The organism is Paludisphaera soli (assembly GCF_011064595.1).
Classification (GTDB): Bacteria; Planctomycetota; Planctomycetia; order Isosphaerales; family Isosphaeraceae; genus Paludisphaera; species Paludisphaera soli.
The window spans coordinates 1-14,267 of record NZ_JAALJI010000002.1; the positions used below are offsets into that span (position 1 = coordinate 1).

Annotated in this window: 10 protein-coding genes and 1 pseudogene; 5 read left to right on the plus strand and 6 right to left on the minus strand. The window is 68.4% G+C overall.

Going from position 1 to position 14,267, the window contains the following annotated elements; translation table 11 throughout:
* Both G6O68_RS02915 and G6O68_RS02920 read right to left on the minus strand, forming a co-directional pair.
* A pseudogene (locus tag G6O68_RS02915) lies at nucleotides 1-442 on the minus strand (hypothetical protein); the annotation flags it as partial.
* Nucleotides 426-743, minus strand: a complete 318-nt coding sequence (locus tag G6O68_RS02920) for a hypothetical protein (protein ID WP_165244665.1) — start codon at nucleotides 741-743, stop codon at nucleotides 426-428. The pseudogene G6O68_RS02915 and the gene G6O68_RS02920, both read right to left, overlap by 17 nt.
* A 243-nt stretch (nucleotides 744-986) precedes the next feature.
* Between G6O68_RS02920 and G6O68_RS32285 the strand changes: the two genes are divergently transcribed.
* The 4 genes from G6O68_RS32285 (at nucleotide 987) to G6O68_RS02940 (ending at nucleotide 6,735) form a co-directional block, all read left to right on the plus strand.
* Entirely contained in the window at nucleotides 987-1,406 is a 420-nt protein-coding gene (locus G6O68_RS32285; RefSeq protein WP_206108002.1) for a hypothetical protein, read from the plus strand.
* A gap of 390 nt (nucleotides 1,407-1,796) precedes the next feature.
* Nucleotides 1,797-2,891 (plus strand): hypothetical protein, encoded by a 1,095-nt coding sequence (locus tag G6O68_RS02930; protein WP_165244667.1) that lies wholly within the window; start codon nucleotides 1,797-1,799, stop codon nucleotides 2,889-2,891.
* 977 nt (nucleotides 2,892-3,868) lie between these two features.
* The gene (locus G6O68_RS02935; RefSeq protein ID WP_240911010.1) at nucleotides 3,869-5,380 is read left to right on the plus strand and encodes an arylsulfatase; all 1,512 of its coding nucleotides are present in this window, start codon (nucleotides 3,869-3,871) and stop codon (nucleotides 5,378-5,380) included.
* A 74-nt stretch (nucleotides 5,381-5,454) separates the two neighbouring features.
* The gene (locus tag G6O68_RS02940; protein WP_240911011.1) at nucleotides 5,455-6,735 is read left to right on the plus strand and encodes a TolB family protein; all 1,281 of its coding nucleotides are present in this window, start codon (nucleotides 5,455-5,457) and stop codon (nucleotides 6,733-6,735) included.
* A gap of 8 nt (nucleotides 6,736-6,743) precedes the next feature.
* Here the strand turns inward: G6O68_RS02940 and G6O68_RS02945 are convergent, their stop codons facing one another.
* The 4 genes from G6O68_RS02945 to G6O68_RS02960 all read right to left on the minus strand — a co-directional run bounded on the left by G6O68_RS02945 (nucleotide 6,744) and on the right by G6O68_RS02960 (nucleotide 12,138).
* Nucleotides 6,744-7,940 (minus strand): SGNH/GDSL hydrolase family protein, encoded by a 1,197-nt coding sequence (locus G6O68_RS02945; protein WP_165244671.1) that lies wholly within the window; start codon nucleotides 7,938-7,940, stop codon nucleotides 6,744-6,746.
* A gap of 45 nt (nucleotides 7,941-7,985) precedes the next feature.
* Complete coding sequence (locus tag G6O68_RS02950; protein WP_165244673.1) at nucleotides 7,986-9,434, minus strand: DUF1501 domain-containing protein; 1,449 nt, start codon at nucleotides 9,432-9,434, stop codon at nucleotides 7,986-7,988.
* Between the two features lie 37 nt (nucleotides 9,435-9,471).
* Nucleotides 9,472-10,938 carry a DUF1501 domain-containing protein gene (locus G6O68_RS02955; RefSeq protein ID WP_165244675.1) on the minus strand — a complete coding sequence of 489 codons (1,467 nt, stop codon included), beginning with the start codon at nucleotides 10,936-10,938 and terminating at the stop codon, nucleotides 9,472-9,474.
* 132 nt (nucleotides 10,939-11,070) lie between these two features.
* Nucleotides 11,071-12,138, minus strand: a complete 1,068-nt coding sequence (locus G6O68_RS02960) for a Gfo/Idh/MocA family protein (RefSeq protein ID WP_240911012.1) — start codon at nucleotides 12,136-12,138, stop codon at nucleotides 11,071-11,073.
* Nucleotides 12,139-12,412: 274 nt separating this feature from the next.
* On the opposite strand from G6O68_RS02960, the gene G6O68_RS02965 reads away from it, so the two are divergent.
* Nucleotides 12,413-14,236 (plus strand): carbon-nitrogen hydrolase family protein, encoded by a 1,824-nt coding sequence (locus tag G6O68_RS02965; RefSeq protein ID WP_165244679.1) that lies wholly within the window; start codon nucleotides 12,413-12,415, stop codon nucleotides 14,234-14,236.
* Nucleotides 14,237-14,267 lie beyond the last annotated feature (31 nt).

Sequence of the window (14,267 nt, forward strand, 5' to 3'; positions counted from 1 at the left end):
GACGTTGATCTGGAGCGCGGGGAGCGGCCAGCTTGCGGACGGTCGCCAGCGTCCGGAGCGTGGCGAGGTAGCGGCGGTGCGCGGCGTCGTGGCGGCGTAGGGCCAGACTGGCTTGCGGGATCGTCCTCCCTTCGCCGGGTTTGAGGTCGGTGACCTCGTGCCAGCGCAGGCGGAACCAGCACAGGGCGGCCGTCTCGGCGAGCGTCCTTTCGATCGGCGTGGGATTCGGCCCCGCCAGCTCGGCGGCGTGGCGGCGTAGGTTGGACTCGAAGACTTCGGCCCCCGTCTTTCCCTTGCCGACGGTCGCGGCGGCGTACTCTCTCAACGCCCATGCGTCGAGTTGAGTCAGGAATCTGTCGATGGGCAAAGAACGCCCCCCCGCCGAAGCGGGGACCGTCGTCGAGTCGGGCGTCGGCTCGGTCGTCTCAGCTAGCGCCTGCATCGAGGTGTCTCCTTCGGCGACGGTGCCGCCATTGCCCCTTGTGGTGGTGGCAACCGGCGGCGGTCAGGACCGACGTAGCTTCGGACTTCCCTTCCGCAACAAGGGTGGCGAGCAGGTCGTCGACCTTGTTCTCGCAACGCAAGCCTTCGCGCTCGGTTTCTCGTTTGATTCGATCGAGATTGTCGAGACGGGCGATCAAATCGGCGACCTCGCCCGCCCCGTAATACTCGCTGACTACCCGCTCTCCCACCCGTCGAGAACGGTAGTAGTAGCGCCGGCCGTTGATCGTCTTCCAGCCCATGCCCCGAGTCTCCCTGCCTCGATGCCGGCGAGGTCGAGCGGTCGCATCAGGTTTAACCCACACGCTTGCGTTAGCCCCGCTCCAGTATACCACCCCTGGAAAATTTCGCGTGTACAGAACGCCAGAGTCGATCACCCGGCCAAGAGAGCCGCGATAGCCACTGGCAATTCGCGGGTGTCGGATGCGAGAATGTCGTCGAGGACCGGCTCCGCTCGGGGGTGTGAGGCTGGTGTGGAAACCGACATGGTCGCGGTCGGGCCGGCCCTCGTCTACTCGATGATGCAGGCGTCGATGTCTCTTGTCCTGGTGCGCTACTACTGCCCGGCATGCGGTTATCCCGGCCTCGCCTGGCCGGCGTACGCCCGGCTCGGCCGACCGCCCTGGTATCACCCCGGCCCGCCGCCTTACGATCGCTGGTACGGCGATCCTTCCTACCAGGTCTGTCCGTGCTGCGGGTTCGAACCCGGCAACGACGATGATGCGTGGTCAGGAGCCGTGCTCCCCTTGAGCTTCGAGCAATATCTACGCATGTGGGTCCGGTCGGGCGGGGCTTGGCTCGATGAGTCGCTCAAGCCGGGGGGATGGATCCTGGCGCAGCAACTCCGAGACGCAGGGATAATGCTCGACCCAAATGCATATAATCCCGGGAAGTGCAGAGACTAGGCAGGTAGTCGAAACGGCCGGACCCGCCGCATGATGGCGAGCCCGGCCGACGCTCGCAGCCGAGCCACCTCGCGGCCCGCCGGCCCGGCGAACGCCAGCCGCCGCCCCCGCTCGCACGACCGGTGGCGGACGACCGAGGGATCGTCTCGAAACTCGTCCGATGCGGCGAGGTTCCGGGACGTAGATTTCGAGACGGGTAGCAGGACGGTTTCCGGCCCGCTGCCGCTGGTTCCGTCGCATCGCTCCCGAGCGTCCCATTAACGGGCGTTTTTGAGACAGGCGCCGGCGAACGTGTTCGTCCCTTTTTAGCGGGTTCAGGGTGAGGGGCTGGTCGAGTAGAATAGCGGCCCGTGCGATGGATTCGACCTTCAACCAATGAGACGTGAATCCATGAGACTGCGAGAAGCTGTGATTGCCTTCGCCGTCCTGGGCACGTTCCCCCTCGGCCTCACGGCGGCCGCCGACGACTCGGCCGCCAAGGTGACGACAGTCGCCGTCCCCGGCGGCGGCAAGCCCGTCGTGGCTCGCACCGATAAGGACGGTGCGGTTCACCTCCTGTTCGACTCGGGGGACGGGCCGAGGTACGCGAAGTCCACCGACGGCGGCGTGTCCTTCTCCGCGGCCATTCCGGTGGTCCGCGGGGGTTCGCAGGCCGCGGGCCTGGAGTACGACGGCTGGGACATGGCCATCGGCAAGGGCGGCCGGGTCCACGTGGCGATGTCAACCAACGCCTGGAAGCTCAAGCTCCCCCACGAGGAGTGGGGCTTCTTCTATGCCAGCCTCGACCCGGACGCATCTACCTTCTCGCCGGTGCGGAACATAAACAGGAAGCCGAGCGAGGGCTTCTCCCTCGCGGCCGACGAGAAGGGCAACGTCACCGCGTGCTGGCTCTCGGGCAAGCTCTACGCCACTGTCTCCCACGACAACGGCGAGACGTTCGGGCCGAACGTGGAGATTAATCCCCGGTTCAACCCGTGCGACTGTTGCACGACGAGTGCCGCCTACGGCGAGGACGGGCGGCTCGCCGTCCTCTATCGAGAGGAGACGAACAATGAGCGAGACATGTACCTCGTGCTCTGGGACCAGGCCCGCAACGAGACGACGCGGACGCGGGTCGGCCGCACCCCGTGGAAGCTCGACGGCTGCCCCATGACGTACTACACGGTCCGGCCCGACCGGAGCGGATTCGCGGCGGCCTGGCCGACGAAGGGGACGATTTACTTCGCCCGCCTCGACGGCCGAGGCAAGTCGTCACGCCTGGCCGAGGTCGAGACGCCGGGGCGGTCGGGGATGCGGACGGGCCTCCTCGCCCTGAACGGCCCCGACGGGGGCACGCTCGTGGCGTGGAAGAAGGACGGCGTGGCGGGGTGGCAGCTCTATGATGCTGAGGGTCAACCTTCCGGGCCGCCCGGCTCGGCGAAGAGCCCCGGCGACGGGGTCGCCGGCGTGGTCGGCAAGGACGGCGGGTTCGTCCTGTTCCGCTGATGGCCTCGACTCACGAGCGAGTGTCCCGAGCGAGGTCTTTATCTCGCTCGGGCCTCCCAGCTAGGAAAGCATAAAGGCGGCCTATCGGAAACGTCCCCGCTCGGTGAGAGCGGGGTCGTTTCGCTTTGGGCGCCCTGTCTCAAAAACGAGCGTTTTTGAGACAGGCAGAGAACAGTATTAAGAGGGTTATCCTGCACGACCCGCCGATAGGTTCGCTTCGTCGCGTTGACCAGGATTCGTCGACGACATGATACCTCCCATGACAGCGGCATTGAAATGGTTGGAGAAGAATTAGACGCCCCAGCAGTCGAACCGAGGGTACCTCGGCATCCGCGGAACTGGTGCTACCCTGGCTACTACCGGCGTGATGGGACGCCGCAAGTCGTTCGTTGGACGGACGATGCTTGCGGCACTGAGTTGACTCTAGATCAGCTAGTCTAGGTTCGAATGCTAGACCCCAGCTTTCAGGAAACCCGGCATCAGACCGGGTTTTTTGTTGCGCCTCACTGCACCGACTGGTGCGTCGGTGCCTCGTGCCGCATACTCGCCGTCGAGGATTCGCGTCGGAGCCGATCGACCCCTCCCATCTCGGGGGTTCGAGCCCTCACCGACTCGCCCCCCGCATTCGCGGCGAAGCCTTTGTCGATGCCTCACGTAGTCGATCGCCCGGTCCCGCGACGCCGCGGTCGGGCGAGGAAGCCCGGGCGTTGGGGCGCTTGCAGCACGATTTCTTGCCTCGACTTCGTCGAAGACGGCGTAGGTTGGTCGGGTGGACGAAGACCGTCGCGAACCTTTCGCATGTCTCGCCACCCTGCTCAGAGACTATCACCATGATGAAAAGCTCGATGTTGAGACTTCTCGTGCTCGGCCTGGGAGTCGGTGTGGGCCCGATTACGGCCGCCGGCCCCGTCCCTGATCATCGACCGGAATCGGGGGAGGATCGACCTGCGAGCGACCAGGGAGGCCGCTCTACGGCGGTGCGCGAACCGGACGCCGCTCCCGCGCCTACCGCCAAAAAGCCGAACATCCTGGTCATCTGGGGCGACGACGTCGGCACCTGGAACATCAGCCACAACAACCGCGGCATGATGGGCTATCGCACGCCGAACATCGATCGCATCGCGAAAGAAGGGGTCGGTTTCACCGACTATTACGCCCAGCAGAGCTGCACCGCCGGACGGGCGGCCTTCATCAGCGGGTCGGTACCGGTCCGCTCGGGCATGACGAAGGTCGGCCTTCCCGGCAGCAAGGAAGGCTGGCAGAAGTCCGACGTCACCATGGCCACCGTGCTCAAGAGCCTGGGCTACGCCACGGGCCAGTTCGGCAAGAACCATCAGGGCGACCGGGACGAGCACCTGCCCACGATGCACGGGTTCGACGAATTCTTCGGGAGCCTGTACCACCTGAACGCCGAGGAGGAGCCGGAGAACCTCGACTATCCCAAGGATCCCGAATTCCGCAAGAAGTTCGGCCCTCGCGGCGTCCTCAGGTGCAAGGCCGACGGCCAAGGGGGCCAGACGATCGAGAGCACCGGCCCGCTGACCCGGAAGCGGATGGAGACGATCGACGACGAGACCGTGGCCGCCGCCAAGGACTTCCTGCAACGGCAGGCCAAATCCGGCCGGCCCTTCTTCTGCTGGTGGAACGGCACGCGGATGCACTTCCGCACGCACGTTAAGGCGGAGAATCGCGGCAAGTCCGGCCAGGACGAGTATTCCGACGCCATGGTCGAGCACGACGCCCACGTCGGCGAGCTGCTCAGGGCGATCGACGAGCTAGGCCTGGCGGACGAGACGATCGTCATGTATTCCACCGACAACGGCCCGCACTACAACACCTGGCCCGACGCGGGGACCACCCCCTTCCGCAGCGAGAAGAACTCGAACTGGGAAGGCGCCTATCGCGTGCCGACCTTCGTCCGCTGGCCCGGACGAATCCCGGCCGGCACGACCCTCAACGGCATCGTCTCGCACGAAGACTGGCTCCCCACCTTCGCCGCCGCGGCCGGGGCGACGGACGTGAAAGAGAAATTGCTCCAGGGGGCCGAGTTCAACGGCCGGACGTATCGAAACCACCTCGACGGCTACAACCAGCTCGGCTACCTCACCGGGGCCGCCCAGGCATCCCCTCGCGAGGAGTTCTGGTATGTGAACGACGACGGCCAGATCGTGGCCGCGCGTTATCGAGACTGGAAGGTCGTCTTCCTCGAGAACCGGGGCGAGGGGTTCGGGGTCTGGAGGGAACCGTTCACGGAGCTTCGCGTCCCCTTGCTGTTCAACCTCCGACGCGACCCGTTCGAGAAGGCCCAGCACAGCTCCAACACCTACAACGACTGGTTCCTGGACCGGCCGTTCATCGTCGTGCCCGTGCAGGCGCTGGCGGCGAAATTCCTCCAGACCATGAAAGACTATCCGCCCAGCCAGTCCGCCGGCTCGTTCAACCTCAGCAAGATCGAGAAGCAGCTGCGGAACGGCGCCAGTTCGAGGTGAACCGGTCGATCGGGCGGCCCGATCCTGAGACGGGTCGCCCTCCTCCCGGAACGTGAGCCGGTGGAGCCCATCCCATGATGCGAAACCCCGGACGCCCTGCCCCGGACGTCCCGCCGAATCGTAGTCGTCGCGCCTTCCTCGCCCGAGCCGTGCTCTGGCCGGCGCTCGCCGGCCTGTCGGGCGATCCTTCGTCGCGGGCGGCGGATCGCGAGCCTTCCCGCTCCGGGAGGCTCTTCTTCACCTCGCGCGGCAGGACGGGACTCGTCGACGCCGACGGAGGCGGCCTGCGTTATCTCGACTTCGACAAGCCCGGTCAGGCCACCTGGCAGGTCGGCGCGACGTTCCCCGACGGCCGCCGCGTGATCCTCCTCAGCATGGAGCCGCGACGCGACGGCCCCGGGCGTCCGTTCGACGAGTACTACACGCAGACCCCGACGCACCTCTGGATCCACGACGTGGAGAGCGGGTCGCTGGAGGAGATCTGCACCCGGGATCGGCTGGCCCCTTTCACCACGCCCGCCCTGCTCTTGGGCGAGGATCGGCTGCTAGTGCAGGTGGTCCGCCAGAAGGTCGGCGAGGTCTTCAGCGTCCGGCTGGACGGGTCGGACCCTCGCGAGTTCACCCGAGCCGGCGAGGGCCTCCCCTACGGGTTGAGCCTGAGCCCCGACGGCCGGAGGGTCGCGTTCCACCTCGCCGGGCCGGAGGGGTACCAGGTCTGGACCAGCGACATCGACGGCAAGGATCGAGTCCGCCTGGCCGCCGCTCCGGGGCACCTGTACTTCGGCACGAACTGGTCGCCGGACGGGCGATGGGTCGTCTACGTCGATTGTCGGCCCGCCGAGGACCCCGGCCACGACTGGGCCGAAGTCTGCGTCGGCCGCGCCGACGGCGGCGAGCACCGCGTGCTGACGAGCGGCGGGGCGATGTGGTTCGCCGCGACCTACGGGGACGCGAAGACGCGGGGAGGCGGTTCGAACGTGCCCTCGTGGACCCGCGACGGCTCGATCCTCTTCCCGCGTCGACTGCCGGATTCCAAGGTCCCCTGGGAGTATCAGGCGCAACGGCCCGACGTCGACCACTTCAATCGCGACTACAAGCCCGAGCTCGCCCGGGGAGGCACGGAGATCTGTCGACTCGACCCGCGCGACGGGCGGATCTCCGTGCTGACCAACAGCCGCCCACCGGTTTGGGGCTTCCGCGCGAGCGAGTCGCCCGACGGCAAGTCCGTCGCCTTCTGCCGCGCCCCGACGGGGGGCCCGCCCGAGATCTGGACGATGGACGCCGACGGCGCCAACCCGCGATTCCTCACCCGGGGCCTCGACGATCTCGGGGCCGATCATCCCCGCTGGTTCTGACGATCGACCTACGGCCTGGTCCCGACGCCGGCCGGCGTCTCGGATTCCGGGACGAGAAGCGTCGCGATCACCTGAGCGTAGACGCGATGGCCGAAGTCGTTCGGGTGGTTCACGCCGTTTCCGGTCTGGTCCCAGTCCTGCTTCAACGCCAGGAACCGCTCCCAGACGGAGGTCAGGTCGGCGAGGGCGATTCCGGGGCCTAGAAGCTTCGCCAGGGCGTCGCGGTATTCCGGGAAGGCCTCGTGGCGGAGCCGGGTCCAGGCGGGATTGCCGAGCATCGTGGCGACCAGGACGAACTCGGCCTCGGGGAGTCGCTCGCGGACCTTCGCGACGAACGTCTCCACGTTCGCCTGATAGTCTTTCGCGGAACGTCCCGCCGCGTCGTTCATGCCGAACGCGACGACGACGAGGTCGGGTTGAGGCTCGACGACCTTCTCGACCATCGTGAGCGCCCAGGCGGTGTCCATGCCGCCGACCGAGAGGTTCGCGAGCCGGACCTCGCCGTGGCAGGTCTCCTGCAAGTGGCGACGCACCAGCTCGGGATAGGCGGGCTGGAAAGGAGCCCCCTCGGCCCAGCCGGAAGCGTTGCATCCCGAGGAGATGCTGTCTCCCAGGACGACGATCGAGACGGGCTCGCGGCCTTTCAGCTTCCCCACAGTACGCGAGAGCGCCGCCGGGTCGAACACCGGGATGGGCGCGGTCCAGAGGTCCCGCTCGTGCTCGTACGTGATGCAGGTCTGGAGCGCGTGGTACTCCAGCTTCGCACCGAAGAGGATCTCGCCGCCGCCGTCGCGGTGCGTCAGCTCGAACATCTGCGTCTTGGGGGGACGTCGCAGCTCGGCGGGGGCTGAAGAGACGATCCGCGAGCCCGGGGGCAGGACGATCTCGCGAGAGCCAGGCTTCCAGACGAAGTCGCGGCCATCCTCGTAGGCGACGTCGCCCGCCGAATTCCGAACGGCCAGCACCTTCCGGATCGGGAACAAGACGGAGGCCCGCGCCTGGCCGGTCTCGGCGTCCTTGAGGAACAGCACGGACTCCCCCGCCATGACCTCACCCTTCCAGAAGGGACGCAGAAGGTCGGCCGAGTATTCCCAGGCCGGCTTCGCAGGATCGTCGGCGAAAGCCGGCGCGGGAGCGCCGAGGGTGAGGCCGATCGGCAGGCACGCGAACATCCGGAGGAGGCGGAGGCTTCGATTCGATGGCATGGCGATTCCGAATCCGACAAAGAGAGGGGCTTCGAGCCGCGGCCGTCAGCCGAACAGCTCGACGAGCGGCCGGCCGCCGTCCACCAGGGCGACGGGACGGCCGAGCGGGTCGAGGATGCGCGACTCGGGATCGATCCCGAGCGCGTGGAAGATCGTGGCGGAGAGCTCCTCGGGAGACACCGGGTCGTCCAGCGGATAGGCGGCGTCCTTGTCGGAGCGGCCGAAGGCCACGCCGCCGCGGACGCCCGCCCCGGCCAGGACCGCCGGGAAGCAATGGGTCCAGTGGTCCCGGCCGAACTGGGCGTTGCTGAAACGAGGCGTCCGGCCCATCTCCCCCAGGCAGACGACGAGCGTCTCATCCAGGAGGCCGCGCGCGTTCATGTCTTCCAGGAGCGCAGAGAGAGTCTCGTCGAGGCCGGGGAGGAGGTGCCGTTCGAGGTCCTGGGCGCCCTGGTGGCTGTCCCAGCTGTAGCCGTCGGGCGCGTCCCAGACCACGGTGACGAACCGCGCGCCGGCCTCGATCATCCGACGGCCCATCAACGCCGACTGGCCGAACAGATGTCGCCCGTATCGGTCGCGGACCCGATCGGGCTCCTGGCGGACGTCGAAGGCGTCGCGCATGGACGGCGAGGTCATCAGGCGGGCGGCGCGGGCCTGGAGCCGGCCGAACTCCTCGGCCGATTGCGACCGATCGAGCCGCTCCCGCGCGGCGTCGAACTGATCGAGCAGGCTCATCCGCCCCCGCGACCGGTCGAGAGTCATGCCGGCGCCGCCGTCGAGCCCCTGGAGGCGGAAGTCCAGCTCCTCGTCGGTGCAGTCGCGGTAGTAGGGGTTGTCGTCCGGCCCGCGCTTGGGGATTCGGGTCGAGACGGCGTTGTACGTGTTGCCCAGCCAGCCGCCGTACCCGCCCGCGCGGTTAAAACCTTGAATGTGCCCCAGCGGGTTGGGCAGGTAGACGTAGCTTGGGAAGTCGCGACGTCGGGCCTCCGGGCTCGCCGACTCGTCCCGGCGATCCAGATACTCCACGATCGACCCCATGGCGGGCCAGTCCTGGGCGGCCGCGTCGACCATCGACGCCCCGCGCTGGGCCGGCGGGAGCGGACGCCCCGTCTGGATGTAATGGCAGGCGTTGTGGTCGTTGTAAGGGTGGGTCATCGTCCGGATGACCGCGAACCGATCGGAACACGCGGCGAGCCGGGGGAGGTGCTCGCTCATCAGCAGCCCCGGCGTCCGCGACGCGATCGGGCGGAAGGGCCCTCGGATTCCCGAAGCGGCGTCAGGCTTGAGGTCGAACGATTCGAGCTGGCTGGGCCCGCCGAACAGGAAGAGGAACAGCACGGACCGGGCCCGGGGGCTTCCGACCACGCCCGCCTCCTCGGCGCCGAGCAGCGTCGTCAGGCTCGTTCCCAGCAGCCCCGCCCCGCCGGCCCGCAGGAGGTCCCGGCGAGTGAGCCCGCTGCAGACGCGGCGCGGGCGACCCTGGATCGTGAGCATGCTGTCCACTCCGTTCGGGGAGGGGTCGGAGGCGGGGTCACATCAGGCCGGGTATCGGCGACCCTTGATAGATCAGGTGGGGGCGGTCCAGTTCGTCGCTCCAGCTCGCGGTGTCGGGGATGCCGAGCGCCTTGTAGATCGTGGCGGCCATGTTCTCGGGCGACTGCGGCAGCGAGGCGGGGTAGGCGCCGATCTTGTCGGTCGAGCCGACGACCGTCCCACCCCGGACGCCGCCCCCCGCGAACCAGACGCTCTGGGCCGCCCCCCAGTGGTCGCGGCCGACGGTCTCGTACGACTCGGGGAGCGTGGACAGCTTGGGAGTCCGGCCGAACTCGCTCGCCATGACGATCATGGTGGAGTCGAGCAGCCCTCGCGACTCCAGGTCGTCCAGCAAGGCCCCGAGGGCCCTGTCGGTCGGCGGGAAGAGTTTGTCCTTGAGTCGCGGGAACATGTCGCCGTGCGTGTCCCAGGTCTCGTTGCTGCCGAGGTTCACCTGGACCAGCGAGACGCCGGCCTCGACCAGCCGGAGGGCCATCAGCATCGACCAGCCGAAGCTGTTCTTGCCGTAGCGTTCCTGGACCTTCTCGTCGGCCCGGGTCACGTCGAACGCGTCGCGGATCTCGGGCGAGGCTAAAAGCGAGATGGCCGACTGGCGGTGCCGATCGAAACGCTCGGCGGTCGCGGTCGCCTCCAGGGAGCCGCGTTGGCGGTCCAGCTCCCGCAAGAGGTCGGTCCGCTGGTTGAGGCGTCCCAGGGTCATGCCGGGGGAGAGGGTCAGGTTCGGCGCCTGGAAGACGCGGTCGTCGGGGCTCTGCGGCGGCTTTTTGGACTCGTTGGGGAAGACGTACCCCGGGAACGCCCCGCGCCAGAAGGGATTCCCATAGGTCGACGCCTCGACGTAGAAGGGGTCGCGATGCGAGCCCATCTGGCCGCCGAAGCCCCCCGGAATCACGCCGCCGGACCAGTGGATCAGCCGTTCGGGGAGCACGACGGCCGGCGGCAGGTTGTGGCCCCGCGCGGCCATGGCGTCGCCGACCACCGAGGCGATGCAGGGCCAGTCGGTCGATCGCGGCTGGCGGTCGCCGCGGAAGCCGGGGTCGGGCTTGCTCCGCCCCGTGAGCATCAGGTAGTGGCCGAGCGTGTGGTCGTTCGTGCCGTGGGTCAGCGACCGGACGACGGCCCACTTGTCGCTGCGGGCGGCGAGGCCGGGGAGGTGCTCGCAGACCTCGACGCCAGGCGTCCGCGTGGCGATCGGCTTGAATTCGCCGCGGATCCCCTCGGGGGCGTCGGGCTTCATGTCGAAGCTCTCGTGCTGCGCCAGGCCCCCGGAGAGGAAGATGTAGATGCAGGACTTCGCCGTCCCGCCCGTCGCGCCACCCCGGGGCGTCGCCGCACGCAGGGCCTGCAGGTGGTTCATCCCCAGGCCGAGCAGCCCCACCGCCCCCGCCTGGACGGCCGTCCGACGGGTGACGTGCGGGTGCGAGCCCTGATGCGAAACCCTCATCGTGTCGCCTCCAGGCCCGGTCCCCGAGGCGACCTCGCGACGGGCCGGGCGAGCCCTCGTCCGTCCAACGATTGTTGAACAGAGCGCGGTCTCAACGATAACGGCCCGGGGCCGCGTGGGCAACGGGTTCCTTCAGGAGTTGACGGCGAGGCCCGAAGCTTCGAAGACGGCCGTCTGCACCGCGATGTCGTGCTCCGGGGTGAAGTCGATCGGCTTCTCCCCGCGGATGACCCGGGCCATTTCTGCGGCGTCGTCGACGTATCGCGTGTACCGGGGCATGGGGACGTCCTGGTAACCCTTCCGATAGGGATCGCGCGGCTCCGAGAAGGCGAGGCGGACAGAGGGTTCGTCCAGCGGCTGGATGTGGAAGGTCCCCTCCGACCCGCAGACGGTCAGATGCCGCCGCGCAAAGCCCTCAACCTCCAGGGCGGTCGACCGCACCGTGGCCGTCGCGCGGGGATACTCGAAGACGGCGAGCATGTTGTCGAGCAGCGAGTCGCCGGACTTCGAGGAATGCCGAGGATAGGGTGTGATCTTCCCCGGCGCCCCCAGGACCCCCACGACCAGGTCGATGACGTGGCAGCCCAGCTCGAACATGGTCCCGCCGCGATATTCGGCGAATGCGGCGCGGCCGGCGGGCTCGACGACCTTGCTCATGACCGCGTGGACCTCGAAAACCTCGCCCAGCCAGCCGCGTTCCAGGATCTCGCGGAGTAGGACGACGGCGGGGTTATAACGGTACATGTAACCCATCTGCACCCAAAGTTTCTTCTTCGCGGCCGCGTCCAGGATGCGCCTGTACTGAGGCAGCGACTCGCCGGCGGGCTTGTCGAGATGGACGTGCATCCCAGCCGCCACGCAGGCCTCGGCCGCGTCGAGCAGGTCGCGGACCCGCGTCTCGACGAGGACCGCCTGGAGCCCCGGCGTGGCGAGCAGTTGCTCGCGCGTCATCCAGGGGAGATCTCGGAAGGCCTCCTTCGATCGCGCCTGCTCCCGGAGGCGAGCGTCCATCTCGACGACGCCGACGACCTCGTAATCCTCGGATCGTCGATAAACGGCCAGCTTGTCCGCGTGGGCGTGCCCCACGCCGATCTGGCCGATCTTGATGCGAGGCGGCCGCGAGCCGGGGGTGTCCTGGCCTCCTCGCCCCGGATCCCCGAGCATCGAGACGGCGAGCAGCCCACCGGTCGTCCGCAGCATGGAGCGTCGATCCCGTCCGTTCATCGGTCCCCCCCTCGATAGGCTTCGCCTCGTCCGACCGCGGGCCTCATCCCGCGATGATACACGAGCCCGACGGGTCGTGATGCGGTGTTCCGGCGCCCGGCGGCCTCGGGCCTCGCTTGCCTCTCGAAGGGGCTTTAAGCTGATCGTCGAGTCGCCGGAGCATCCGGCCCTCGACGAGGAAGGTCGGGCGGGCGAGGCGAGTCGCCCCCGGACGCCACCACGGCCGGACCGAGGCCATCAGGAGATCGACATGAATCCGACGACGACCAAGGCCGCGGCGCGCTGCCACGGCCCGAATCGGCGGCAAGCCGCCAGCGCCTTGTTGGGCCTCCTCGCCGCCCTCTGCGCGACCTTCCAGCACGCCCGGGCGGCGGACGACGAGGTCGTCGTCTCTGTCTATCAGGGGGTCTGTCGCGAGGGGGATTTCTCGGCGAACCTCGCCACGGCGCGTTCGGTCGTCAAGGAGGCCCTCGACCGCGGCAGCCATTTCGTCGCCATCCCGGAGTGTTTCCTCTCCGGCTACGCGAGCGTCGAGGCGGTCCAGAGCGGCGCCCGGTCGCTCGACGACCCGGAACTCGCCGGGTTCATCGAGGAATCGGCGTCGCACGAGATGGTCGTGCTCGCGGGCCTGGCCCGAAAGGCGAAGGACGGCCTCTACAACAGCGTCCTGGTGATCCATCGCGGCCGCTTGCTCGGCATCTACGACAAGGTGATGCTCACCGGCGGCGACCGCGACGTCCTGGGCTTCAAGGCGGGGACCTCGGTCCCGGTCTTCGCGGCGCACGGCGTCCGCTTCGCCTCGATCATCTGCCACGACAGCTCGTTCCCGCACGTCGCGATGGCGGCGCGACTCCAGGGCGCGCGGCTCCTCTTCTCGCCCCACAACAACGAGATCGCCTCGCGGGCGGCCGACGACCATCGGCGATCGGTCCGGAACACCCACGTCGGCCTGGCCGGGCAACTCAAGATGGTGGTCGCCCGCGCCAACAACGTCAAATCTGATCGGGAGGGCCAGATCGGCTACGGCGACAGCTTCATCCTCGGCCCTCAGGGTGAGCCCCTCGCCGAGGCCGGGCTCTTCAAGACCGGGCTGATCACCGCCCGCATCGACCGCAAATCGCTGAGCGTCGGGTCCGTCTGGGCCGACGACGGCGAGGTCCCGGCGTGGCTGCGGACGCAGATCGCGCGGGGGCTCACCGAGTTCCGAACGCCGACCGACGACGCCGACCTCAAGGGTTGGCTGCAAAACATGGTCGTCCATCATCGCTTCACCCCGCAGGAGGTGGGCGCGGCGACCGGCTTCACGCTCCAGGAAGTCCGCGACGCCCTGCGTCGACTCGGGCTGGAGGGCGCCGCCCCGCCCCCTCGAAAGCCCGGCGATCCCCTGCTCGTCTTGCCGTACCCCGGCGGTCGGCATCCTCGGATCGGCTTCCTGGATGGGGCCGTCATGCCCCAGCGCGAGACGAAGCTGAGCGTGTTCACCCCCTGGGACGACGCGAGCTACGTCGTCGTCGACGTGCCCGAGGCGGTCTTCTCGAACCTGGGTTTGACCTATCTCGCCCACACCCACATCCCCACGATCTGGGACGCCAGGGGGATCGCCCTGCCCCGCCTGGAGTGGCGTCGCGACGAGGATGGGTCGTACCACGGCGAGCGGGCGCTGCCCAACGGCGTCGCCTTCGGGGCCGACGCCGCCCCGTCGCCGGCGGGCGTCCGGATGAGCCTCTGGCTACGGAACGGGACCGGCGAAAGGCTGACCGGCCTGCGGGTCCAGAATTGCGTGATGCTGGCGGGGGCCCGGGGCTTCGCCGACCAATCGAACGCCAACAAGGTCTTCCGCCCCCCCTACGCCGCCGCCCGCTCCGAAGACGGCCGCCGCTGGGTCGTCACCGCCTGGGAGCCCAACCAGCGATGCTGGGGCAACCCGGATTGCCCGTGCCTCCACTCCGACCCCCAGTTCCCCGACTGCGAGCCGGGAGCGACGGTCCGCCTCCGCGGCTGGCTCTCCTTCTACGAGGGCGACGACATCGACGGCGAGCTGAAGCGCCTCGACAAGGCCGGATGGCGGGACTGACGGGCCGAAGGATTCGCCGAGGCGAGGGGAG

What these genes read in the sequence shown, in the direction of transcription:
- G6O68_RS02960 (WP_240911012.1), bottom strand. Translation starts at nt 12,138, where the DNA reads ATGCTGCGGACGACCGGTGGGCTGCTCGCCGTCTCGATGCTCGGGGAT.
- G6O68_RS02930 (WP_165244667.1), top strand. Translation starts at nt 1,797, where the DNA reads ATGAGACTGCGAGAAGCTGTGATTGCCTTCGCCGTCCTGGGCACGTTC.
- G6O68_RS02955 (WP_165244675.1), bottom strand. Translation starts at nt 10,938, where the DNA reads ATGAGGGTTTCGCATCAGGGCTCGCACCCGCACGTCACCCGTCGGACG.
- G6O68_RS02965 (WP_165244679.1), top strand. Translation starts at nt 12,413, where the DNA reads ATGAATCCGACGACGACCAAGGCCGCGGCGCGCTGCCACGGCCCGAAT.
- G6O68_RS02940 (WP_240911011.1), top strand. Translation starts at nt 5,455, where the DNA reads ATGATGCGAAACCCCGGACGCCCTGCCCCGGACGTCCCGCCGAATCGT.
- G6O68_RS02920 (WP_165244665.1), bottom strand. Translation starts at nt 743, where the DNA reads ATGGGCTGGAAGACGATCAACGGCCGGCGCTACTACTACCGTTCTCGA.
- G6O68_RS02950 (WP_165244673.1), bottom strand. Translation starts at nt 9,434, where the DNA reads ATGCTCACGATCCAGGGTCGCCCGCGCCGCGTCTGCAGCGGGCTCACT.
- G6O68_RS02945 (WP_165244671.1), bottom strand. Translation starts at nt 7,940, where the DNA reads ATGCCATCGAATCGAAGCCTCCGCCTCCTCCGGATGTTCGCGTGCCTG.
- G6O68_RS32285 (WP_206108002.1), top strand. Translation starts at nt 987, where the DNA reads ATGGTCGCGGTCGGGCCGGCCCTCGTCTACTCGATGATGCAGGCGTCG.